The 23,086-nt window shown below is 62.5% G+C and carries 23 protein-coding genes; 10 read left to right on the top strand and 13 right to left on the bottom strand.

The genetic code is table 11. From position 1 onward, the window contains the following. Position 1: 1 nt before the first annotated feature. From paaK to H351_RS05490, 9 genes are all read right to left on the bottom strand, one after another. The gene (gene paaK, locus H351_RS05530; protein WP_019745754.1) at positions 2-1,303 is read right to left on the bottom strand and encodes a phenylacetate--CoA ligase PaaK; all 1,302 of its coding nucleotides are present in this window, start codon (positions 1,301-1,303) and stop codon (positions 2-4) included. 41 nt (positions 1,304-1,344) lie between these two features. After that, complete coding sequence (gene paaE / locus H351_RS05525) at positions 1,345-2,424, bottom strand: 1,2-phenylacetyl-CoA epoxidase subunit PaaE (RefSeq protein WP_029256499.1); 1,080 nt, start codon at positions 2,422-2,424, stop codon at positions 1,345-1,347. 4 nt (positions 2,425-2,428) lie between these two features. Next, positions 2,429-2,887, bottom strand: coding sequence for a 1,2-phenylacetyl-CoA epoxidase subunit PaaD (gene paaD, locus H351_RS05520; protein WP_051636608.1), 459 nt, complete (start codon positions 2,885-2,887; stop codon positions 2,429-2,431). 65 nt (positions 2,888-2,952) lie between these two features. Then, positions 2,953-3,870: a 1,2-phenylacetyl-CoA epoxidase subunit PaaC gene (gene paaC / locus H351_RS05515; protein ID WP_029256501.1), complete on the bottom strand. Its 918-nt coding sequence runs from the start codon at positions 3,868-3,870 to the stop codon at positions 2,953-2,955. A 28-nt stretch (positions 3,871-3,898) separates the two neighbouring features. Continuing rightward, positions 3,899-4,216, bottom strand: a complete 318-nt coding sequence (gene paaB, locus H351_RS05510; RefSeq protein WP_007730622.1) for a 1,2-phenylacetyl-CoA epoxidase subunit PaaB — start codon at positions 4,214-4,216, stop codon at positions 3,899-3,901. Continuing rightward, positions 4,213-5,181 carry a 1,2-phenylacetyl-CoA epoxidase subunit PaaA gene (gene paaA / locus H351_RS05505; protein WP_029256502.1) on the bottom strand — a complete coding sequence of 323 codons (969 nt, stop codon included), beginning with the start codon at positions 5,179-5,181 and terminating at the stop codon, positions 4,213-4,215. The genes paaB and paaA overlap by 4 nt, the downstream gene beginning before the upstream one ends. A gap of 92 nt (positions 5,182-5,273) precedes the next feature. Beyond that, on the bottom strand, positions 5,274-6,059 hold the full coding sequence (locus H351_RS05500; RefSeq protein ID WP_029256503.1) for an enoyl-CoA hydratase-related protein: 786 nt from the start codon (positions 6,057-6,059) through the stop codon (positions 5,274-5,276). Positions 6,060-6,086: 27 nt separating this feature from the next. Then, complete coding sequence (locus H351_RS05495) at positions 6,087-6,944, bottom strand: 3-hydroxyacyl-CoA dehydrogenase family protein (RefSeq protein ID WP_007730617.1); 858 nt, start codon at positions 6,942-6,944, stop codon at positions 6,087-6,089. Further along, positions 6,941-7,669, bottom strand: a complete 729-nt coding sequence (locus tag H351_RS05490) for an enoyl-CoA hydratase/isomerase family protein (protein WP_007730615.1) — start codon at positions 7,667-7,669, stop codon at positions 6,941-6,943. The genes H351_RS05495 and H351_RS05490 overlap by 4 nt, the downstream gene beginning before the upstream one ends. Before the next feature lie 107 nt (positions 7,670-7,776). Between H351_RS05490 and H351_RS05485 the strand changes: the two genes are divergently transcribed. The 4 genes from H351_RS05485 (at position 7,777) to paaI (ending at position 11,272) form a co-directional block, all read left to right on the top strand. After that, positions 7,777-8,388, top strand: a complete 612-nt coding sequence (locus tag H351_RS05485; RefSeq protein ID WP_029256504.1) for a TetR/AcrR family transcriptional regulator — start codon at positions 7,777-7,779, stop codon at positions 8,386-8,388. Between the two features lie 88 nt (positions 8,389-8,476). Beyond that, positions 8,477-10,519, top strand: a complete 2,043-nt coding sequence (gene paaZ / locus H351_RS05480) for a phenylacetic acid degradation bifunctional protein PaaZ (RefSeq protein WP_029256505.1) — start codon at positions 8,477-8,479, stop codon at positions 10,517-10,519. A gap of 6 nt (positions 10,520-10,525) precedes the next feature. Then, positions 10,526-10,837 (top strand): EthD family reductase, encoded by a 312-nt coding sequence (locus H351_RS05475; RefSeq protein ID WP_003943191.1) that lies wholly within the window; start codon positions 10,526-10,528, stop codon positions 10,835-10,837. 66 nt (positions 10,838-10,903) lie between these two features. Beyond that, the gene (gene paaI / locus H351_RS05470; RefSeq protein ID WP_046380079.1) at positions 10,904-11,272 is read left to right on the top strand and encodes a hydroxyphenylacetyl-CoA thioesterase PaaI; all 369 of its coding nucleotides are present in this window, start codon (positions 10,904-10,906) and stop codon (positions 11,270-11,272) included. Positions 11,273-11,290: 18 nt separating this feature from the next. Here the strand turns inward: paaI and H351_RS05465 are convergent, their stop codons facing one another. After that, entirely contained in the window at positions 11,291-13,081 is a 1,791-nt protein-coding gene (locus H351_RS05465) for a CocE/NonD family hydrolase (protein ID WP_029256506.1), read from the bottom strand. A gap of 82 nt (positions 13,082-13,163) precedes the next feature. After that, a complete protein-coding gene (locus tag H351_RS05460) occupies positions 13,164-13,610 on the bottom strand; it encodes a cupredoxin domain-containing protein (protein WP_029256507.1) in 447 nt (148 codons plus the stop codon). 272 nt (positions 13,611-13,882) lie between these two features. Between H351_RS05460 and H351_RS05455 the strand changes: the two genes are divergently transcribed. Next, on the top strand, positions 13,883-14,245 hold the full coding sequence (locus tag H351_RS05455; protein WP_029256508.1) for a hypothetical protein: 363 nt from the start codon (positions 13,883-13,885) through the stop codon (positions 14,243-14,245). 7 nt (positions 14,246-14,252) lie between these two features. Next, positions 14,253-15,392: a cation:proton antiporter gene (locus H351_RS05450; RefSeq protein ID WP_029256509.1), complete on the top strand. Its 1,140-nt coding sequence runs from the start codon at positions 14,253-14,255 to the stop codon at positions 15,390-15,392. Here H351_RS05450 and H351_RS05445 read toward each other — a convergent pair. Then, positions 15,376-16,137, bottom strand: coding sequence for a DUF2127 domain-containing protein (locus H351_RS05445; RefSeq protein WP_029256510.1), 762 nt, complete (start codon positions 16,135-16,137; stop codon positions 15,376-15,378). The genes H351_RS05450 and H351_RS05445 overlap by 17 nt on opposite strands. Positions 16,138-16,212: 75 nt before the next feature. Between H351_RS05445 and H351_RS05440 the strand changes: the two genes are divergently transcribed. From H351_RS05440 to H351_RS05430, 3 genes are all read left to right on the top strand, one after another. Further along, entirely contained in the window at positions 16,213-17,022 is an 810-nt protein-coding gene (locus H351_RS05440) for an alpha/beta fold hydrolase (RefSeq protein WP_029256511.1), read from the top strand. 102 nt (positions 17,023-17,124) lie between these two features. After that, entirely contained in the window at positions 17,125-18,498 is a 1,374-nt protein-coding gene (gabT, locus tag H351_RS05435) for a 4-aminobutyrate--2-oxoglutarate transaminase (RefSeq protein WP_029256512.1), read from the top strand. Next, positions 18,495-19,931 (top strand): aldehyde dehydrogenase family protein, encoded by a 1,437-nt coding sequence (locus tag H351_RS05430; RefSeq protein ID WP_029256513.1) that lies wholly within the window; start codon positions 18,495-18,497, stop codon positions 19,929-19,931. The genes gabT and H351_RS05430 overlap by 4 nt, the downstream gene beginning before the upstream one ends. On the opposite strand, the gene H351_RS05425 is transcribed toward H351_RS05430, so the two are convergent. After that, complete coding sequence (locus H351_RS05425) at positions 19,907-21,439, bottom strand: PucR family transcriptional regulator (protein WP_244891443.1); 1,533 nt, start codon at positions 21,437-21,439, stop codon at positions 19,907-19,909. The genes H351_RS05430 and H351_RS05425 overlap by 25 nt on opposite strands. 148 nt (positions 21,440-21,587) lie before the next feature. Between H351_RS05425 and H351_RS05420 the strand changes: the two genes are divergently transcribed. Then, positions 21,588-23,027 (top strand): amino acid permease, encoded by a 1,440-nt coding sequence (locus H351_RS05420; RefSeq protein WP_029256515.1) that lies wholly within the window; start codon positions 21,588-21,590, stop codon positions 23,025-23,027. Positions 23,028-23,086: the final 59 nt, after the last annotated feature.

The following is a 23,086-nucleotide window of genomic DNA, read 5'->3' as shown; positions in this document are numbered from 1 at the left end:
TTCAGTCCTTCGGACGTTGGTCGATCAGACGACGCGCTTTGCCGATCGAGCGTTCGAGTCCGCCGGGTTCGAGAACGTTTACCTCGACCGTGACACCGATCTTGTTCTTCACCAGCTTCTGCAATGCAGACGACGCTGCCGCATGGTCCGAAATTGCCGCGTCGGGGCGAGCCTCGACGCGCACTGTCAGGGTGTCCATACGACCCGGACGCTCCAGCACACACTGGAATTGAGGCGCGAGGGCGGGGACGGTCAGGATCAGTTCTTCGATCTGTGTGGGGAACAGATTGACTCCACGCAGGATGATCATGTCGTCGGTCCGGCCGGTGACCTTCTGCATCCGTCGCATCGAGCGCGCCGTCCCGGGCAACAGACGGGTCAGGTCCCTGGTCCGGTAGCGAATGATAGGCAGCGCTTCCTTGGTGAGCGAGGTGAAAACGAGCTCACCTTCCTCTCCGTCCGGCAGCACCTCACCCGTGACCGGATCGATGATCTCCGGGTAGAAGTGGTCTTCCCAGATATGGAGTCCGTCTTTGGTTTCCACACATTCCATTGCCACGCCCGGGCCCATGATCTCGGAGAGCCCGTAGATGTCGACGGCGTGCATGTCGAGTTGTTGTTCCAGCTCGGTACGCATCTGTTCGGTCCACGGCTCCGCTCCGAAAACTCCAACCCGCAGCGAGGTTTTCGAAGGATCAATACCCTTCTTGATCATCGCATCCACGATGGTCAACATGTACGACGGCGTCACCATGATCGCGTCGGGTTCGAAGTCCTCGATCAGTTGGATCTGCCGCTCGGTCATGCCACCGGACATGGGAATGACCGTGCAGCCCAAACGCTCCGCACCGTAGTGTGCTCCCAACCCGCCGGTGAACAGACCGTACCCGTAAGCCACGTGCACCTTGTCCGAAGACCGCACGCCTCCGGCCGAGAGACTGCGCGCGATGAGATCGGCCCAGTTGTTCAGGTCGTTGCTCGTGTACCCCACCACCGTCGGGCGACCGGTGGTCCCCGAAGACGCATGAATTCGCGAGACCTTGTCCTGGGGCACCGCAAACATCTTGAACGGATAGTTCTCACGCAGATCCGCTTTGGTGGTGAAGGGGAACTTCGCGAGATCGCTCAGATCCTTCAAGTCGCTCGGGTGGACGCCGGCGTCGTCGAAAGCTTTGCGGTAGTGCGGAACATTGGTGTACGCGTGCATCAGTGACCATTGCATCCGCTCGAGTTGGAGCGTCGAAATGCGGTCCCGGCTGGCAAATTCGATTTCTTGCGAAGTAGCAGTGGCGAGTTCGGTCATGATTGTCTCCGGTGGGCTCAGTGAGGGCGCTGTGCGGGCGGTCAGGCGTCGAAATCGACTGTTATCTGTTCACCGACAGGAAAGGTCTGGCAGGTCAGCACGAAACCCGCGTCGACTTCGTAGTCTTCGAGTGCATAGTTCCTGCGCATCTCGACATCACCGCAGGTGACCTTGGCGCGGCAGGTTCCGCACACTCCGCCCTTGCACGCGAAGGGCAGATCCGAGCGGTACTGTTCAGCCGCATCGAGAATCGACTGGTCGCGTGGCAACGTCGCGGTGGTCGATCGACCGTCGAGAGTAATAGTCACCTCGCTGCTCGGTCCGACAATTCCGCGCTCACGATGCACTGCGACCGGAGGAGCGACGTCGTCGACGTAGAACAGCTCGTGATGGATGCGATCCTTGGCAATTCCCAAGCCGGCCAGCACTTCCTGGGCGTCGTTGACCATCCCGAAGGGGCCACACAACCAGAATCCGTCGACTTGGTCGCACGGCACGAGAGAGGTGAAGATCTCACGCAACCGGTCGGCGTCGAGACGGCCCGAGAACAACTCGACCTCTCTCGGCTCGCGAGAGAGAACGTGAATGACGTCCAGGCGTGCACCGTACCGGTCCTTCAGGTCGGCGATTTCTTCGGCGAACATGACCGAACGGGTGCGCCTGTTCCCGTACAGCAGGGTGACATCGGCCTCGGGGTTCACCAGCAGTGTTGCAGCGATGGACAACATGGGCGTGATTCCGGAGCCCGCCGCGATCAGAACATGCCGTCCACCCAATGCCGGATCGGCGACAAAATTGCCAGATGGGCCCTGGGCGTCGATTCGATCCCCGGCCTTGACGTCTCGCACCAACCAGGAGGAGAAGAGTCCGTCTGCCACCTCGCGAACCCCCACCCGTGGAGACGCCCCTACCGGTGCACAGATCGAGTAGGAGCGACGGTGTTCGACGCCGTCGATCATCCGCCGCAGTGTCAGTGACTGCCCGGCGCCGAAGTCGAATTGATCGGCAATATCGGCAGGCACGTCGAAGGTGACGGCAACTGCGTCGTCGCACAGTGATTCGACACCGGCGACCGTCAACGGGTGAAATGGTTTGTTCCGGTTCGTCGTTGCGGTACTCATCTGTTCAGATCTCCTTCACGTGATCGAACGGCTCGAGGCAGTCGAGGCAGCGATAGAGCGCTTTGCACAGGGTCGCACCGAATTCCGAACTCAGTCTGGTGTTTGCCGAACCGCACTGGGGGCACAGGATGTCGCGCGGCTTGGCCGTCAAGGTCAAGGCGATCGGGCCGGAGGTGCGACGCGGCGCGGCCCCCGGCACCGAGTACCCGGCCGTCCGAAGTTTCGCGAGCCCCTCTTCGCTGATCCAATCCGAACTCCAAGGCGGCGACAGTTGAGTCTTGATCTGGACGCTGCCGTACCCCGCGTCGGTCAGCTTGTGCTCGATGTCGTCTCGCATCGTCGCCATCGCCGGACACCCGGAATAGGTGGGAGTGATTGTCACATAGACCAAGTTCGCTTCGACGTCGACCGATCGGATGACGCCGAGATCGGCCAAGGTCAACAGTGGCATCTCCGGATCCATCACCGAGGCGACGATCTCCTGCGCCGAAGAGACAGTAGCGGAAGAGACGGTAGCGGCAGTCACGGTCACCACACCCCTTCCGGATGCTCCCGAGCGACGCTCTGCATTTCGGCGAGAAGTAGCCCCAGTGCCCCGGTGTGCAGTCCGGCACGCCCGCCGCGGCCGCCGACGAAACCGGAGAAACGCGAAGGGGGCTCTTCCATTTCGGCTGCATGGAGGACCTGGGCAAGAACAGCGTCGAACTCCGGCCGAACAGTACGCGGATCCACTCCGACGCCAACTTCTGCCAAAACGAGTTCGTCCTGGGTGGGAACAAAGAGTTCGTCCACGAACGGGAAGATCTCGAGCAGGGCCGCGGCAGTCCGACGCTTGGATTCTGCCGTGCCGGCGCCCAACGTGACGACCCATCTTGCCGCGTAGTCGCGGTGGTAGGTCAGTTCTTTGACGCCTTTGTTCGCCACGGCCGCGAGGACCGGGTCCCGCGATGTGCGGAGCCGATCGAACAGCGCCAGCCGCCAGGTCGAGAACACGAGTAGCCGAACGACCGTGTGCGCGAAGTCGCCGTTGGCGAGCTCCACCAGTCTCACGTTGCGGAAACCGAACTGATCACGAAAGAAGGCAAGCGCATCTTCAGCCGGCACCGGCGACGTGTCCGAGATGAACGGAACGACAGTGGAATCGGCTGCTGCCGCGCGAGCCAGCAGCAGCCTGGCCTGTCCGATCAGATCCAGACCGACATTCGCGAGAGCTACCTCTTCTTCGAGTTCCGGTGCCCGCGTCGACCATTCGGCGAGGCGCTGCGAACTGACGAGCGCGTCGTCGCCGAGCATGAGGCAGTAGCGCGCCAGCGCACCGAGATCGACGTCATCCGGCACCGTGGTGTCGACTCCGGCGAGGGGGTCGTCGAAGCTGGTTCCGAACGCCCACTGACCGTGGCCGTCGCCGTCGACCAGGCCGTCGTAGGCACTGTCGTGATCGTTCATCTGTTGGTCCTCGAAGTCGAAGTGATTCTCACATGTGCGGAACGGAGTCCGGGATGTCGTAGAAAGTCGGGTGCCGGTAGACCTTGTCGCCGCTCGGCGCGAAGAACGGATCCTTTTCTGCCGGACTCGAAGCCACGATGTTCGCTGACGGCACGACCCAGATGCTCACGCCTTCGTTACGTCTGGTGTAGACGTCGCGCGCGTGGCGTAGGGCCATCTGATCGTCTGCCGCGCGCAGGGATCCGACATGCACGTGGTTCAGTCCGCGCTTTCCCCTCAGAAATACCTCGTACAAAGGCCATTCGCCCCGCACCTGATCGCGCTGTACCTGATCGTTCTCGCTCATGATGTTTCCCCAGTCGTGCGATCGTGCGCGAGTCTCTCGCGCTGTGCAAAGGCGTACGCGGCCTCGCGAACCCAGGCCCCGTTGTCGTGTGCGGCTTTCCGATTGGTGATCCGCTCGACGCTCGCCGCTCCGTTGCCGCGGACCACGTCCATGAATTCGCTCCAGTCCGGCTCGCCGAAATCGTGTGCGCCACGCTCGGGGTTCCAGCGCAGGTCGGGATCAGGGAAGGTCACACCGAGTATCTCGGCCTGCGGTATCGACATGTCCACGAATCGTTGCCGCAGTTCGTCGTTCGTGTGCCGCTTGATGCGCCACTTCATCGACTGCTCGGTGTTCGGCGATTCGTCGTCCGGCGGTCCGAACATCATCAGAGCGGGCCACCACCATCGGTCGACGGCTTCCTGCACCATTGCCCGTTGAGCTTCCGTGCCGCGCATCATTGTCGCCAACAGCTCGAAGCCTTGCCGCTGATGGAACGATTCCTCCTTGCACACACGGATCATCGCGCGCGCATACGGCCCGAAGGAGCTGCGGCACAGCGGAACCTGATTGCAGATAGCAGCTCCGTCGACCAGCCAGCCGATCACTCCCACGTCGGCGTATGTCAGCGTCGGATAGTTGAAGATCGAGGAGTACTTCTGCTTTCCCTCGATCAGTTTGGTGGTCAGATCGCCACGATCGGCACCGAGCGTCTCGGCCGCGGAGTAGAGATACAGACCGTGCCCGGCTTCGTCCTGGACCTTCGCCATCAAGATCGCCTTGCGTCGCAACGAAGGCGCACGGGTGAGCCAGTTTCCCTCGGGCTGCATTCCGATGATTTCGGAGTGCGCATGCTGGGCAACCTGACGGATCAGAGTCTTGCGGTAGCCGTCCGGCATCCAGTCGCGAGGCTCGATGCGCTGGTCTGCCGCGATCGTCTCGTCGAACAGGTTCTGCAGATCTTGTGGAGCTTCCACGTTGGTCATCGTACCTACCTTTTATTACCGAATGATCGGTTGGTAACTAGTATGCACCGAGGTGTCCCAGCACACAAGAGAATCTTTCGCCGCACCAGAAATCAGCGGCCCTCGAAAACCGGCTTCTGCTTCGACAGGAAAGCCGTGACTGCGCCTCGATGATCTGCCGTGGAACCCAGCTCCACCTGTGCGTTCGCCTCGGCCGCCAGCGTCTGGGAAAGCCCAGGAGCAACGGCACGGATCAGCGATTTCACGTGGGCGAAGGCCGCGGTGGGTCCGTCGGCAAGCCGACGCGCGAGTACCCGAGCCTCAGCGGCGACGTCCTCGTCGGCCACCACGCGATGAACCAAGCCCCACTCCAGCGCGCTCTGCGCGTCGAACTTGTCGCCGAGCAACATCAGGCCACTGGCGCGGCTAGGTCCGAGCGCGTGCACGAGCGCATGACTGAGCCCGGAGTCACTGGCCAGACCGATGCCGGTGAATGCCGTCGCAAAGCTCGCGCGAGCCCCCACGACACGGATGTCTCCGGCCAACGCGATTCCCAACCCGGCCCCGACGCAGGCTCCGCCGATACCCACCACCACCGGGACAGAGAGCGTCGACAGCGCCGTGACGATGGGGTTGTAGTGCGCCTCGACGGTATCCATCGCGTGCGCAGGATCAGCATCCAACGCTGCGGCGTGCTCGCCCAGATCCTGACCGACGCAGAAGTTCTTGCCTTCGGCGAGAATCAACACCGCTCGAACCTCTGCGTCCGCGTGGACCTGCAGCAACGCTTCGAGCAGCTGAGACTTCATTTCGCCGTTGACGGCATTGGCGGCCTTGGGTCGGTCGAGAGTGATTGTCGCCAAACCTCGCTCGATCTCCAAGCGAATCACGTCAGTCATCGATGTTCCTTCCGCAGGCAGTTCGGTTCAGCTCCATGTGTGAAAACCCTGTCCCGTCTTGCGCCCCAACTCGCCGCGAGCCACCTTCTCTCGCAGCAGTGCTGGAGGTGCAAATCGATCACCGAGCGTGCTCGCGAGGTGTTCGGCGATCGCCAGGCGCACATCCAACCCGACCAGATCTGTCGAACGCAGCGGGCCCATCGGATGCCGATACCCCAATTCCATTGCTCGGTCGATCGATTCCGCGTCCGCCACACCCTCTTCGAGCATGCGGATGGCTTCGAGCCCGAGACCGACACCAAGCCGGCTGGTTGCAAAACCAGGTGAGTCGTTGACGAGCACCTCGGCTTTGCCGAGCATCGACACCCATGCTCGTACCGAGTCGACAACCTCGGGGCGGGTCTGAGGCGCCCGGACGATCTCGACCAACAGCGACGCCGGGACTGGATTGAAGAAGTGCATACCGATGAACCGGCCCGGATCCGTCAGCGCTGCGCCGAGTTCGGCGATCGACATGGAACTGGTGTTGCTGGCGATCACGGTGCTTTCTCCGGCAACGGTTTCCGCAGCGGCGAGCACCTCGACCTTGAGGGCCGCAATTTCCGGGACCGCCTCGACGATCAGGTCGAGCGACGGTGGCAACGAGGTCACTGCGTCCACGGTGCTCACGCGCGCCAGCACCGTCGCGGGATCCTGGTCGTCGAGTTTCCCTCGCTCGTGAGCTCTGTCGAGGCCGGCGGAAACACGCTGCAACGCGGCCGCGGTGTCGCCACTCTCCGCGATGGTGACCGCCCCGCCGAGACTGGCGAACACCTGGGCGATACCCGCACCCATGCGTCCACCGCCGATGACTCCGACGGTCTTCGGTGCAACTGCTTCAGTCATGATTTCTTCTCCAGGAAGGCCGTCATGCGATCGCGCTTGTCCGAACTCTCGAACAGGACGGCTTGGGCGATGTCGTCGGCAAACGGATGCGATCCCGGCGCATCGACGATGATCTTGGTCAATCGCAGTGCCAGCGGGGACAGTCGGGAAATGCGGTCGAGCAGCCGATGCGCTGCGTCGACGTGGCAGTTCGGTTCGGTTACCTCGACAACCAGGCCCGCTCGTAGCGCCTGCTCGGCGTCGAGGTTTCTGGCACCGAGGAGCACCTGCTTCGCGATCGAGACGCCGACGAGCTTCGGCAATCGATAGCTGGCGCCGGCGGCTGCCATTATGCCGAGATTGGGCTCCGGATTCCCGAAGACCGCCGTCGTTGTCGCGATGCGAATGTCGCAGGCGTAGGTCAACTCTGCCCCACCGCCGAGCGCGTAGCCGCTCACGGCGGCCACGGTGGGAAGCGGGAGCTTTCCGATTCGGTCGAACAGCGTGCGGTTGATACCCGCGAACGCTTCCTCCCGTCCGCGCTCTCGGAGCTCCGCGATGTCAGCGCCGCCCGCGAAGTGGTCTCCGCGCCCGGCAAGCAGGAGCAGCTTCGGATCCCGTTCGAGGCGTCCACAAACCTGATGCAGTTCGTCGATCATTTCCGCGTTGATCGCGTTGCGTTGCGCGGGCCTGTCGAGGGTGACCACGACGCGATCCTCGCGCTCGTCCACGTGCAGGGTGTTCACATTCGCTCCTTCTCGCTCTCTTACATTAATAACCGAACATTCGGTCGTTTGGCAAGGGTGAAAACGAGGTTGGTGCACAGCTTTGCCCGAACTGAGAAGATGGGGGCATGACTACGGCACGCCCCACTCGACGCACCGGCCTCCCCGGACGTCCCGGCTACGACCTCGATTCGCTCTTAGCCGTGGCTGTAAAGGTGTTCAACGACAAGGGCTACGACGGCGCCAGCATGGAGGTGCTCGCCAAGAAGCTCGGCATCACGAAGTCCTCGATCTACCACCACGTGTCCGGCAAGTCGGAACTTCTCGAACTCGCACTTTCGCGTGCACTCAACGCCCTGTTTGCGGTCACGACCGAAGAAGGCGCCACCACCGGTCCGTACATCGACCGGCTCGAATACCTGGTCCGGCGCAGCGTAGAGGTGCTGGTCGCAGAGCTTCCGTACGTCACCCTGCTCCTGCGCGTCCGCGGCAACACGACGGTCGAGCGGGCCGCACTCGCCCGTCGACGCGAATTCGACAACTTTGTCGGAGGCCTCGTCTCGTCCGCCGCAGCGGAGGGAGACCTGCGCCCGGACATCGAACCGGCCCTCGCCAGCAAGCTGATGTTCGGCACCGTCAACTCACTGATCGAGTGGTACAAACCCCGAACGGGCGAGTCCGTCTCCGACATTGCCGACGCGGTCGTCGCCGTCACTTTCGACGGACTTCGCAAGGCCTGATTCCAGGCAGTTCTGCCGAATCCTTGACAACGCGGCGTTACCGGGCGATCGTAATTACCGACCGAACGTACGGTGAGATGGAGTTGTCGTGAGCAGACTGTTGGAAAGCTATGTAGCCGGTCGCTGGTACGCCGCACCGGACGCAGGTACCCCGTTGCCGAGCGCAGTGGACGGATCGGAGGTGGCCCGGATCTCCACAACCGGCGTCGACCTCGCCGAGATGGTTACGTACGCACGCGAGGTCGGCGGGCCTGCACTGTCTGCGATGACCTTCCATGAACGTGCCGGCGCGCTCAAGGCTCTCGCCCTCACGTTGATGGCAGGAAAAGCCGAGTTCTACGCACTCTCCACTGCCACCGGCGCGACGACGCGAGATTCCGGCGTGGACATCGACGGTGGATTCGGAACCCTGCTGAGCTACGCGAGCAAGGCTCGGCGCGAATTGCCCGACAGCACAGTCTTTCTGGATGGAAACGTCGAAGCTCTGGGCAAGGGCGGAACTTTCCTCGGGCAACACATCTATACGTCACGCCGCGGCGTCGCCGTACAGATCAACGCCTTCAATTTCCCGGTGTGGGGGTTCCTGGAGAAGCTGGCACCGGCATTCATCGCGGGTGTGCCGTCCATCGTCAAACCTGCCAGTTCCACGGCATATCTCACCGAACTCGTCTTCCGGCGCATCATCGAATCAGGCTTGCTCCCGGAGGGTTCCGTCCAACTGCTCTCCGGTAGTGCACACGGCCTCCTCGATCACCTCGGCGGGCAGGACTCAGTGGCATTCACCGGATCCGCCGACACCGCCGCAACGCTGCGTGCTCACCCGAACGTCGTCGGCAAGGGCGTCCATTTCAATGCCGAGGCCGATTCACTCAACGCGTCGATCCTTGGCGAGGACGCCGTACCAGGAACGCCCGAATTCGATTTGTACGTCAAACAACTCGCCACCGAAATGACAGTCAAGGCGGGTCAGAAGTGCACGGCGATCCGGCGCGCCCTGGTGCCGGTCTCGCTGGTCGACGCCGTTGTCGATGCCGCATCCGAGCGACTGAACAAAGTGGTCGTGGGACACCCCGATGCCGACGGCGTCACGATGGGTGCGCTCGCCAGCATCGAGCAGCGCGATGAAGTCTTGAAATCCATTCGCGGTCTGACGAAGTCGGCAACTATCGTATTCGGAGACCCGGACAACGTCGACGTGGTCGGTGCCGACGGCCAGTCAGGGGCCTTCCTTTCCCCTGTCCTTCTCCGGGCGGAAGAGAATGCGCACGAGGTACACGAGCTGGAGGCCTTCGGACCCGTCAGCACCGTCATCGGATACGACGGCATCGATCATGCGATCGAACTCGCGGCCCGTGGCGAGGGAAGCCTCGTCGCCTCGGTGGTCACTGCCGACACCGACATCGCACGTCGACTGGTGCTGGGCCTCGCAGCTTTTCACGGCAGAGTGCTCGTCCTGAACCGCGACGACGCCAAGGAATCCACCGGCCACGGCTCTCCCCTTCCAGTCCTCGTACACGGCGGTCCGGGCCGTGCCGGCGGCGGTGAGGAGCTGGGTGGCATCCGCGGAGTTCTACACCACATGCAGCGGACGGCCGTGCAGGGCACACCCGACGTGCTCACCGCGGTCGGCGAGCGCTGGTTCACCGGGTCAGCGCGCACGACCGGATCCGAACATCCATTCCGAAAGAGTCTCGCCGAGTTGAAGATCGGCGACACCGTTGTCGGCGGTCCGCGCCAGGTCACACTCGCAGACATCGATCATTTTGCAGAGTTCACCGGTGACACCTTCTACGCACACACCGATCCGGTGGCCGCAGCGGCGAACCCGCTGTTCGGCGGCATCGTCGCACACGGCTATCTGGTTGTCTCACTCGCTGCCGGTCTGTTCGTCGACCCGGCTCCCGGCCCGGTTCTCGCGAACTTCGGCGTGGACAGCCTCAGGTTCCTGACCCCGGTGAAAGCCGAAGACAGCCTGACGGTCACCCTCACAGCCAAGACCATCACACCTCGCAGCAGCGCCGACTACGGTGAGGTTCGTTGGGATGCCGTGGTGACGAACCAGGACAACGATCCGGTCGCGACATACGACGTCCTGACTCTGGTAGCCAAGACTCGCCCCGAAGGGAATTGAAAGCACATGACCTATCGAGTAGCAGTATGTTACGGACGCCCCACCGATCCGGAGGCTTTCGACAAGTACTACAACGAGATCCACGTCCCGCTCGCCAGCGCAGTGCCAGGACTCTCGGACTTCACGTTCAGCAAGTGCTCGACGCTTGACGGCTCCGATCCAGTCTTCTACGCCGTCGCCAACCTGGTGTTTCCCGATCTCGAGACGATGCAGAGCGGCCTGAAGTCCCCGGAGATGGGCGCCGCAGGAAAAGATGTCGCAAACTTTGCCACCGGCACAGTCGACATGTACGTCCAGGAAGTTGTCTCGGTCCTCTAGACCCCTGCAATTCTCCGATCCCACAGGAGTTGTCTCGTGAGTACAGGAAGCATCACCGCCAGAGAGATGTTCGACGCGGACCAGGCGTCGCAGGCACTCGGTATCGAGATTTCCGAGCTGGCGCCCGGTAGCGCAACCGTGACCGTCACCGTGGGCGAAACCATGGTGAACGGTCACGGAATCACACACGGTGGTTATGTTTTCCTGCTCGCGGACACCGCGTTTGCGCTCGCCTGCAACGGCTACGAGGATTCAGCCGTTGCAGCGCGCGCGGACATCCGATTTCTACGTCCGACCCGTCTGGGCGACACCTTGACCGCGGTCGCCACCGAGAAGGCACGAGGCGGTCGAAGTGGGATCTACGACGTGACCGTTCGCAACGGCGACACCGTCGTGGCCGAGTTCCGCGGCGACAGTCGAACCATCACCCGCTGAAATTCAGCCCACGGTGTTTCAGCTCACGACGGGAAGTTCGAGGGGGCCGGAACCGTCGGCAAAGATTGTCACCGGCATACCTTGCAGTCTCCCACGGAAACTGATGTCGCCACCGGTGATCGCGAGACGCACGGAATGCCCTGGCTCGAATCGATGCACTATCGCCGGCATCGTCACCGGGACCGGCTGGGACGGATCACTGATGCGTATGGGCGCAATCAGTCCGTTGATCAGCGAGGAAGTTCCGTCCGGGGCCACGTCGTAGAGTTTCGCGAACACCACCGGCTGTCCGGGCGCCGCGACACGCAGCGTCAGAGTGGGAGCTCCCACCACGTCCATCGCCTCGGTCATCGGCGCAGTGGTCCAGAGCGCCTCGGTTCCCGGAATCTGTGCATTCGGAATGTTTCCGGCCGGATTGATATTGAGCGGCTCGACGCCTGTCGGCAGCCCACCCGGTGCCGTGACGATCGTCTTCGGACCAGGTACCACCGGCGTGCCGTCCGGCAGCAGTCCCCCGTCAGCGGACAGATGGAAGGCGCGGGCGGTCCCGACATCGACGGTGTCGGACGTCGCGTATGCCGGCGCCGCGTTTCCCTCGTAGTCGATCCAGTTACGGAAATACGCGAATTCCGGTCCCGTCTCCGTGTTCTCGTCCTTGAGGTAGTGATCGAACCAGTCCATGAAGCGACCGGTTTCGTATTGCGCGTCTTCGTCAGGAGCGGAGAAGCTGAATTCGCCGGGCGCAGCGGCCAAGTGGCTGTGCCCCCACGAATGCCAGATCATCTTGGCATCGACGCCACGATCCTTCAGCGCGTCGTAAGTCGCGGTTGCCTCGTTCAGATCGAACAGGGTGTCCTGTTGTCCCTGAGCAAGCAGTACCGGAATGTTGATCCGGTCGACGAACGACGAGACCGACGACGCTCGGAGCTCACTCACTACCTGCGGTCCGATGTCGCCGGTCACGACCGCCTCGGCGATCGCGTTGCACATGTAGGGGACGTAGTTCGGGCAGCCGGGTAGCCGTGCGGGATCTGCGATGTAGCCGTCCACACCGGGATTCGCGATGCCCGCGCCGAAGAGCAGCGATGCAAAGAGCACCTTCGCTGCTCCCGGCTCCGCTGTCGACACACCGGAGATGATTCCCGTGCTGTTGGGCGCCAGAGAATACGAGAGATCGTTCCAGGTGATCATGGGGATGATCGTGTCGATACGGGGATCGACACTCGCGGCGGCGAATTGAATGCCGCCGCCGTAGGAGCCACCCGTCATTCCGACCCGCGGGTCGTTCGTCGACGGTGCACCGGTGTGATCGACGGAGTCCTGTACCACCGCGGTGAGCGCCGGATAGGGCTGCGTCAGAGCCTGATCCGTGAAGGCAATCCCTTCTTGGCCGCCGAGGAAGCTGACCAACTGGGAGGCGGCGACGCCGTCGTACGCGGGAGAATCAAGTGTGATCTTGCAACTCGAGCCGCCGAAACCCAATCCCGAATACGTCAGTCCGACATACCCGTTCTCGGCGAAGTTCTGCAGCGCGGGAATCTGGTCCTTGTACGAACCACCGAACCCGTTGGTGGTCAGGATCGCGGGCGCTGGGTTGTCCGCATCGACGCCGTCGGGAACAAAAAGTTCACCGACGACGGTGCAGGGCGTCGAGAGTTCAGGCCCGACATCGACCGAGAAGTACAGCAGCTGTGACGAATACGAGCCGTTCGGTGGATCCGCGAGCGCCGGCGGCGAAAAGCCGAGGGCACAAACCACGAGCGTGACGACACTGATCGCAATTCTCCGGCGCACCTGAAAACCGTACACCCGGATCTGTTCTCCACCAGTCTGATCGGGTGCGCGCCGCCGAAGTTTCCGGAGCAAAAGCTACGCTGGACGGAGACGACCTCTACTTGACCGTCAAGGTGCCGCGCATACTCGGATGGTAGGTGCAGTGGAACGTGTATGTTCCAGGCTCGTTCGGCACCGTGATGGTTTCGGTCTCACCCGCTTCGATGTCCTCGTTGAACAACCCTGCGGTATCGGACGTGACCGAGTGCTCGACGGTGTCGTTGTTCTGAATGGTCAGTACCTGTCCAGGCATCACCGACTCCGGCGTCGAATACTCGAAGCCGCTGATCACGATTCCCATCGACGACGCTCCCGGCGTCGACATACCCAGAGGCATGCTCGGCATCGACATACTGGTCGGCATGCTGGTCATCGGCATACTGGTCATCGCCATGCCGTCGTGATCGGCCGAATCGTTGTCCGACGAATCGTTGTTGTCACTGCACGCGGTCAGTGCGAACACCGCCAGGATCAGCGCTGCGAGCACTGCGAGAATCCGCTTCATTGCTTCGCCTCCTGCTCGTTCCCCCGCAGTCTGCTGATTACCCGCCGCCTAGGGGGCCAAACAGCTCCGATGTGGTGCCTGCGGCGCTGATAGTGCACGATTTCTGCACCAGCTCCACTCGCGGACCGACACTGAAGGAAACAGCACAGATGGCCAAGAGCAAAACGTCGAAGGCAGCCCAGCCGAAGGCTCCCAAGACAGCCCAGCCGAAGGCTCCCAAGACAGCAGAGCCGAAGGTAGCCGAGAAGGCTCCTGCCGTTCTCTGGAAGGACCTGCCGGACGAGCACGACTACCCGGCGGCCCGCGATTACCTCCAGTTGGGCGCGACACCGGTTCAGGTCCAAGCTCTCGTGTACGCCCTCAAGACGGCGACGCTGGTCTCGAAGAAGGCCAAGGACATCCTGCGGGCCGCCGGGCTACCCCTGCTTCCGGTCGACAACCCGCACGTTGCTGCCGACCTTAAGAAGATCCGCAAGGGGATCGCGCTGTCTCCGATCCTGCTGGTGCAGGGAGACTTCCGCGCCGGAGTGCCGGCGCAGATCGCCGACGGCTACCACCGTGTCTGTGCGAGCTACCACGTGGACGAGAACACCGGCATCCCTGCAAAGATCGCTCCCTCGACAGTGACGTCGTAGGTCGTCGATGACCTTCGGCATCCTTGCCCTCGTCGCGCTGGCCGGCATCCTCGGTCCGCTGCTCGGCGCTCGCGTCAGTTGGCATGTCCCCGTGGTGGTCGGCGAACTTGCCGCGGGCGTCGTCTTCGGTGTCACCGGTTTCGGGCTGCTCGACTCTTCGGACCAGACTTTCACGTTCCTGGCCGATATCGGGTTCGCGCTCACGATGATGGTGGCCGGCTCACACGTCCCGGTCCGCGATCCGGCAGTTCGTGCGGCAATCGGCAAGGGTGCCGTTCGCTCGGTTGTCGTCGGACTCCTGTCGGTGGTTGCCGGCTACGGTGCGGCGACGGCATTCGGCACCGGTCACGCCGCGCTGTACGCGGTCCTGATCGCGTCGTCGTCCGCGGCGTTGATTCTCCCCATCGTCGATTCGCTGGGGCTCGGTGGAACCTCGGTTCTGCAGATGACTGCCCAGGTCGCGATCGCGGACACCGTCTGCATTGTCGCGCTGCCTCTGGTGATCGATCCGGACAATGCCCCTCGTGCCGGTGTCGGCGCATTGGCGGTGGCGGCGTGTGCGGTTGCCTTGTTCTTCGTACTGCGAGCCTTCCACCGGTCCGGCCATTGGCGAAAGCTCCACAAATTCTCGGAGAAACGAAAGTTTGCACTCGAACTCCGGATCAATCTGGTGATCCTCTTTTCTCTGGCAGCGCTGGCCTCCAGCACTCACGTGTCGATCATGCTCGCGGGCTTCGCCTTCGGACTGGTCCTGGCCGCAATCGGTGAACCCCGCCGCCTCGCCAAACAACTCTTCGCGATCACCGACGGCTTCTTCGCGCCCCTCTTCTTCGTCTGGTTGGGAGCGGCGATCAATCTGCGCGACCTCGTCACTCATCCGTCCGCCATCTGGCTCGGATTGGTCTTGGGCGGAGCAACTCTCGTGGTTCACGCCGCGATACGCGTCCTCGGTCTTCCGCTCCCGCTCAGCGTGCTGTCCGCCGCACAACTGGGAGTACCGGTTGCCGCAGTGACGGTGGGCACTCAATTGGGGGTGATGGGCGACGGTGAACCCGCAGCCATCCTCCTCGCCGCCATGATCACGATCGGGGCAGCAACACTGGCTGGTGCTGCCGCGTCGAAAGCCGGTCTCACGAAGCCTGTTTGACCGCGGCCCGCTCCACCGTCATCAGGCTCTCCTCCGAATGTTCGGCGTGATACGCCGCGCCACCGCCGCGGACACCGAATAGCCGCTTGCTCCAGATCAGCCACACGACGGCGGCGACGTTCACCAGCAGCAGCCCGGCCCTCAACCACGTGATCTTCTCGGTCAATTCGTAGATTTCGAGGGGCAAGAACAAGCTGGTCGCCACCACTGCGAAGTACTCGCCCCAGCGTTTGACCATCCACAGCCCAACGGCCTCGATCACTTGCAGGCCGGCGTAGACCAACAGACCGACCGCGATCCAGGTGAGCGTCGTCGCCGACAACGAAAACGCCTGCTCGATGTGATGGACCAGTTTGGAATCGTCGATGTTCCAACCCAGCTGGCGGGCCAATGGTCTGATCAACGGCAATTCGTTCTCGAAGGCGTCCTCGACGCGCCCCTTCGACGATCTGAGTTTGAACACCCCGATCGCCAGAAGAACCAACCCCAGAGCGCGGAACATTCTCTCGGTGGCAAGAAGTCGCATGATCAACCGGTCGCGAAGCAGCCGTCCCCGCGGAACCTCGGGAGCGGCGTCCGCCGGCCCGGACGCTGGCGGCGCTCCCGGGACGAAGTTGCCGCAACGTAGGCACCGCCATGCCTGGCCCACCGCAGTGTCCACATGAAGTCGATCCCGCAGCTCAGGTTCGTCCGGAGCGTAGGTCTCGTGACCGTGCCAACTGCACGAGCGCAATGCGAAGTCCACGGGTGAACTCTATGCCGCATATGCCCGGTAGCGTGGATACCCGCTGACCGTGCACTTCGAACGATGAGGATTCCGATGACAACCACCAAGATCGAAACCCGGCATGGCGTCATGGCAGTCGACGACAGTGCCACCGCTGGTTTCCCGGTTGTCTTCATCCACGGAAACTCGGCCAGCCGCTCCATCTTCCGTCATCAGGTCGACGCCGGCTGGGCGGGCGACTACCGCATGATCACTCTGGACCTGCTCGGCCACGGCGACTCCGAGGACGCGAGCGAACCCGAAGCCGCGTACACGCAGAACGGTTACGCCGACGCCATCGTCGATGTTCTAGCCGAACTCGGCGTCGAACGAGCGGTTGTCGTCGGGTGGTCGCTCGGCGGACACATCGCCCTCGAGTTGATCGCGAAATTCCCCGGGCTCACCGGAGTCGTCATCACCGGTACGCCGCCGGCAAATCCCGAGACGCTCGGCGAGGCATTCAATGCCGGCGACGGATTGTCCATCGGCGGCACCGAGGTCATCACCGCGCAGGAAGCCGAACTCTACGCACGGATGACCGCCGTTCCCTTCGAGCAGTCAGCCCTCGACGCCGCGATACGCACGGACGGGCGCGCTCGCAAGATCATGTTCGACGCATTCGGCGCCGGCCGCGAATCGGATCAGAAGGCTCTGGTTGCAACGGCGTCTGTGCCACTCGCGGTGATCGACGGCGCCGAGGACCCGTTCGTGAACACGTCCTATGTCGCGTCGTTGACCTTCGCGAATCTCTGGGAGGGCACCTACCACGTGATCCCGGGAGTCGGGCATGCAGCGTTCTGGGAAGCACCCGAGATCTACAACCCACTGTTGCAGCGGTTCCTCGGCAGTTTCGCGAATAACTAGCTGGACGCGGCGTCCTATGAGGTAGAAGCCACTCGACAATCCGGCCATGTCCGGTCTGTTAATCGCCGTCCTACAGTTCGGAAAACAACTGGAGGCACTGCGATGACCATTCTCGAGCACGGCACGGAAACGTGCACCGGTGGACCGACCCTTCCCCAGATACGACGCCTCGTCACCGAAGTGCCTGGCCCCAACTCGCGCACTTTGGCGAAGCGCCGGAGCGCCGCACTGCCGGCCGGACTGACCAGCGGATCCAGCATTTACGTAGCTGCAGCGGGCGGAGGAGTTGTCGTCGACGTCGACGGCAACTCGTTCATCGACTTCGGCAGCGGCATCGCCGTGACCACCGTCGGAAACAGCGCGCCGCGCGTGGTCGAACGCACCACACGCCAGCTCGGCCAGTTCACCCATACGTGTTTCCTCGCAAACCCCTACGAGGGGTACGTCGAGGTCTGCGAAGCGCTCAACCGCCTGACCCCGGGAGATCACGAGAAACGTACAGCGCTGTTCAACACCGGCAGCGAGGCGCTCGAGAACGCCGTGAAATACGCACGTGCCGCGACCGGTCGCCCGGCAGTTGTCGTCTTCGACCACGCATTCCACGGTCGCACGTTGATGACCATGACGATGACGGCCAAGAACCAGCCGTACAAGGCCACATTCGGCCCGTTCGCACCAGAGGTCTACCGGGTTCCGATGGCCTACCCCTACCGTTGGCCGAGCGGCCCCGAAAACGCTGCCGACGAAGCATTCGCCCAATTCCGTCTTGCGATCGACACTCAGATCGGTGCCGAATCGGTAGCCGCTGTGGTCGTGGAACCGATTCAGGGTGAGGGAGGTTTCATCGTTCCCGCTCCGGGATTCCTGAAGCGCATCGCCGAATTCTGCCGTGAGCGGGGCATTCTCGTCGTCGCGGACGAGGTCCAGACCGGTATCGCTCGAACCGGAGCCTGGTTCGCCAGCGAGAGTGAGGACTTCGTCCCCGACATCATCACAACTGCAAAAGGTCTCGCCGGCGGAATGCCACTCGCCGCCGTGACCGGCCGTGCCGAAGTCATGGACGCCGCGCATCCCGGTGGTATCGGCGGTACGTACAGCGGCAATCCCGTGGCCTGCGAGGCCGCCCTGGCAGTTTTCGAGACGATCGAGGTGGAAGGCCTCCTCGACCGCGCAAAGGACATCGGCGAAATCCTGACCACAGGGCTGTCCGAAATCGCTTCGGACACAAATATAATCGGCGACATTCGTGGACGCGGCGCCATGATTGCAATCGAGCTGATCCACGACGAAGACAAGGCTCCCAATCGCGAGGCCGTCGCCCAGATCGTCAGCTACGCCCACGCGCACGGCCTACTTCTCCTCGCTGCCGGCACCTACGGAAACGTCGTTCGATTCCTCCCGCCGCTGAGCATCTCCGACGAATTGCTGGCCGAAGGACTGGGCATCCTTCGCGACGCTGTGACAGCAGTCCGATGAGCGTCGTTGTTCACAGCTTGATCGGCGGAGCTTGGGTCACGGGTAGCGAAGGCACACTGACGGACACCAACCCGGCTCGCCCGGACGAAGTTGTCGCCACCGGAGGCCGCGCCGGCGCATCTGAAATGGCGACCGGTGTTCGCATCGCCCGCATCGCCGCGAACGACTGGGCGCGCCTACCGATGTCCGAACGCGGCGCATACCTCACTCGCGCAGCGGAAATCATCGAAACCAACGCCGATGCCTGGGGCGAAGAACTCACCCGCGAAGAGGGGAAAACGCTGGCCGAGGGTATCGGAGAAGTGCGCCGGGCTGCGCAGATTCTGCGTTACTACGGCAACGCCGCAGACCGCGAGTCCGGGACGGTGTATTCCTCCCCACGTAGCGGCGAGCAGATTCTTGTCACTCGCAAACCTCTCGGCGTGGTAGGCGTCGTCACGCCGTTCAACTTCCCGATCGCGATCCCGGCGTGGAAGATTGCGCCCGCCTTGGTGTACGGAAACACTGTTGTCTGGAAACCGGCTGCCGCGGTGCCCCTTCTGGCCTTCCGTCTCGCGCAGGCATTGACCGAAGCGGGCCTACCCGACGGCGTTCTGAACATGATCCTTGCCGACAGCGCAGCAGGTGAAGCGCTGGTCGACCACCCGGACCTCGACGCCGTCACCTTTACCGGTTCCACCGGCGTCGGCCGAAGAATCGCGGGATCTGCTGCAGCGCGCGGAGTTCCGGCCCAGGCGGAAATGGGTGGAAAGAACGCAGCCATCGTACTTGCCGACGCAGATCTCGAGCTTGCAGTCGAGCAGGTCATGTTGGGAGCATTCCGGTCAACCGGCCAGAAATGCACGGCCACTTCGCGTCTGGTGCTCCATGAATCCATCGCCGAGGAATTCTTGGCGAGACTGACCGTCGAGGTCGAAGAACTGAGAGTCGGAGATCCACTCGATCCCGACGTCACTACAGGTCCCGTGGTCAGCGCATACGCGCAGCAAACGATCATCGAGGGAATCGATCGAGCCGTCGGCGGCGGCGCCAGAGTTGTGGCCAGCGCCGAAGCGCCTGAATCGGGCCACTACGTCCGGCCGACGGTGCTGGAACTGTCGGCGAGCACCGAACTATGGTTCGAGGAACTTTTCGGCCCGGTGCTTGCGGTGCAGCGGGCAGCAACAACTGCAGACGCATTCCGCTTAGCGAACGAGGGCGAATTCGGTTTGTCCGCAGCGTTGTTCACTCAGGACCTGACCAGCGCACTTGCCGGTATCGATGATCTGGACGTAGGGATCCTGCACGTCAACTCGGAATCGGCAGGCGCTGATCCTCACGTACCTTTCGGCGGTGCGAAGAAGAGTGGATACGGGCCCAAGGAACAAGGCGACGCGGCGCGAGAGTTCTTCACTCACACCACCACCGTCTATCTCAGGGGCGGCCGAGCGTGATCTGAATTCGATTCCGCCTGCAGCAGTTCACGAGCTTTGAGTGCGATCCACAACTCGGACCGAGTGTGGGCGGAATCGAGATCTCGGCCGATCAACTCGGCAGCCTTGTCCATGCGGTTACGCAGCGTGTGCCGGTGAACACCCAACTGCGTTGCAGCGGACTCCCATTGACCATTGTGGTGCAGGAACGCTTCGATCGAGTCCACCAGACGGGAACCGTTCTCAGCATCGTAGCCTTCCAGCACACCGAGGCCGCCGGCCGCGATCGACTGCAGAACATCGTTCGACTGCACACTCAACAAGAGACTGAAAGTCCCGAGTTCCGAGAACGGAACGAGCGTGTGTCCTTCGACCTGCCCCACTTTGGCAGCAGAGACGGCCTCGCGCAGACTCGCTGCTACACCGCTCATCGGCCGGACGCTACCGATTCCGCCGTTGATACTCCGGCATGAATTCTCCCGCACTCTCGCATACACACTGCGCGTGACCTTCTCCGCAACTTCACTTTTCACGACGAACCACACGCCGGTGCCGTCATTCAGTGGAGCCAACAGGTACGGCACCGCCACTTCTTCGAGGGCCGCTGAAGTGATATCGGTTGCCGCCAGCAAAGGCCCGACATCGGTCAAGGCAGTTGCAACCACCGGGGATCCGGATTCGAATCCGAAGTACCGCAACAGACTTTCGTCTACTTCGCCACCAGTCTGGCGCACCATCGTCGCGACCGCCAACCTCAGCCGTTGTTCGGCATCGACAACCCGCAACGGCTTGGCGAGCTCGATGGTCAACAGCGACACCGCGTGGCCGACCAGCAGTCGTTCGGACTGATCCAAGGCGGCATCGGACGCCACCGCCAGCGTGCCGCTCACGGCAAGCTTGTGAATGGCCAGATGGCCGTCGTCGTCCACCACAACCCGGCTGCGCTCCTTGCCTGATCGCTCCCTGATGCGTTCGGGCAGAGACGAACTCGCACCTTCCGTCAGAGCCAGCACCGCTCCGTCCCGATCGAGAACGCACACTGCTGCGTGAACCGCTCGACCCAGTGCAGCGATCAGGGCCGGCACTCCGTCGAGCAGGGCACGCGCCAACTTCTCCTGGGCATCGACCACCGCCTGCACCGTTCGTATCTGGTCGGCGGTCAGCTCGTCGATCACGGCCCGCGAGATGGCGATGAACGGCGTCTCCTTGGCGACGGAAAGCACGGCAAAACCCAGTTCGTCGCCGGCCCTGATGATCGCGTTCGGCACCTTCTCGTGCACGGTGCCGGTGTCGAATGCCAGTGCCACGGCGCCGGTCCGCGCAATGCGCTCGACGTACTCGTACTGCTTTGTCGCCGATCGCGAAAGGTGCAGCCCCGTCGTCATGACAAGCTCTCCACCGGCGAGCCATCGACTCGGATCCTGCAACTCGATTGCGTGCGCCCAACTGATCGGCAGATCGACGTGGCCATGACCTGCAACAACCGAGAGACCGAGAGAGCTGGTAGCCGCCAAGCGCCGGACAGTCATCGGCATTACCGGAACCTCCGAAGGCAGTGGACAGAACTGACAGTCTTCAGTTCCAATTTGTACATCAGGTCCATGTTCTGGATCACACGACGAGCTTAGCGTCTCTCCGAAAGAACTGATCGCGTCATGCAATAGGAGCTGAGCCCAGATGCCCGACAGCAGCACCGAAACAGCCGAAGCCGCCAGCGTTCATTCGACGCTCAAGACAGGCTTGAAGAAGCGCCACCTCACCATGCTTTCCATGGGTGGTGTCATCGGCGCCGGTTTCTTCGTCGGGCTGAGCGGAATCATCAACCAGGCCGGCCCCGGCGCAGTCATCACTTGCGCGATCTGCGGCATCATCGTGTTCCTGGTGATGCGCATGCTCGGTGAAATGGCCGTCGCCAAGCCGTGTACGGGATCATTCACCGAGTACGCGCGAATGGCGTTGGGCGACTGGGCGGGTTTCACCACGGGCTGGCTCTACTGGTATTTCTGGGTGATCGTCGTCGGCATCGAATCCGTCGTCGGAGCTACCCTGCTCTCCCGGTGGATCCATGGTGTACCGCTCTGGCTCATGTCAGCAGTACTCCTGTTGGTGATGACCGGGGTCAACCTTCTCTCCGTCAGCAACTTCGGTGAGGCCGAATACTGGTTTGCAGGTATCAAGGTCGCCGTCATCATCGGCTTCATCGTGCTCGGCAGTCTGTTCGTCTTCGGCATCTGGCCCGGCAGTGAAGTCGATTTCAGTAATCTGACCGGCCACGGAGGATTTCTGCCGAACGGCTTCACCCCCGTGCTGGTGGGCGTTGTCGCCGTGATCTTCTCCATGACCGGAGCCGAGCTGGTCACAATCGCCGCAGCGGAATCCGCCGAACCGGCCGGAGCGATCAGACGAGCCACGAACACCGTCGTCTTCCGCATTCTCGCGTTCTTCGTTGTCGCCACCTTCCTCCTCGTGACGATGCTGCCGTGGGATTCGTTCGTCGTCGGCGATTCTCCGTTCATCTCCGCACTCGACCTGCTCGGAATTCCCGGCGCCGCCGACATTCTCAATCTCGTGGTTCTGGTCGCTGTGCTGTCCTGCCTCAACTCCGGCCTGTACACGGCGTCACGGATGCTCTTCGCACTCTCCGTCTACAACGACGCGCCGGCATGGATGACACGGACCAACAGTCGCGGCGTGCCCGTGAAGGGCGTACTCGCCTGCACCGTGGCCGGGTATTTCTGTATCGCGGCCGGTTACATCTGGCCAGACACGATCTTCCTGTTCCTCGTGAATTCGTCCGGCGCAATCTGTTTGTTCGTTTACATCCTGATCTGTGTATCCGAACTACGCCTCCGACGCCGATGGGAACGCGAAAGTCCCGAGATTCTGAAATTCCGTGTCTGGTTGTATCCCGGCCTACCGATAGTGGTCACCGGCCTGATTCTCGTGATCCTGGTGGGAATGGGTCTCAACGAACCGACGCGCGCGGAGTTCGTCCAAAGCCTGGTCGCGCTGGGAGTCATCCTCGTCGCTTACAGCGTGAGAAGGTCTCGTACGCGAAAAGTCGTATCGTTCGCGACCGCCCCGAACAACGCACACAGCAGTTCGAAGAAGGCTTGAAACAAGCATCGAGTAAGCGCTCGACTCGATAAGAGAACCTCTTCCCCGAAAAAAATCGA

Source organism: Rhodococcus erythropolis R138 (assembly GCF_000696675.2).
GTDB classification, from domain to species: domain Bacteria; phylum Actinomycetota; class Actinomycetes; order Mycobacteriales; family Mycobacteriaceae; genus Rhodococcus_F; species Rhodococcus_F erythropolis.
Note: the sequence above shows the minus strand (reverse complement) of the source record. Positions and strands in the feature narration are given on the sequence as shown.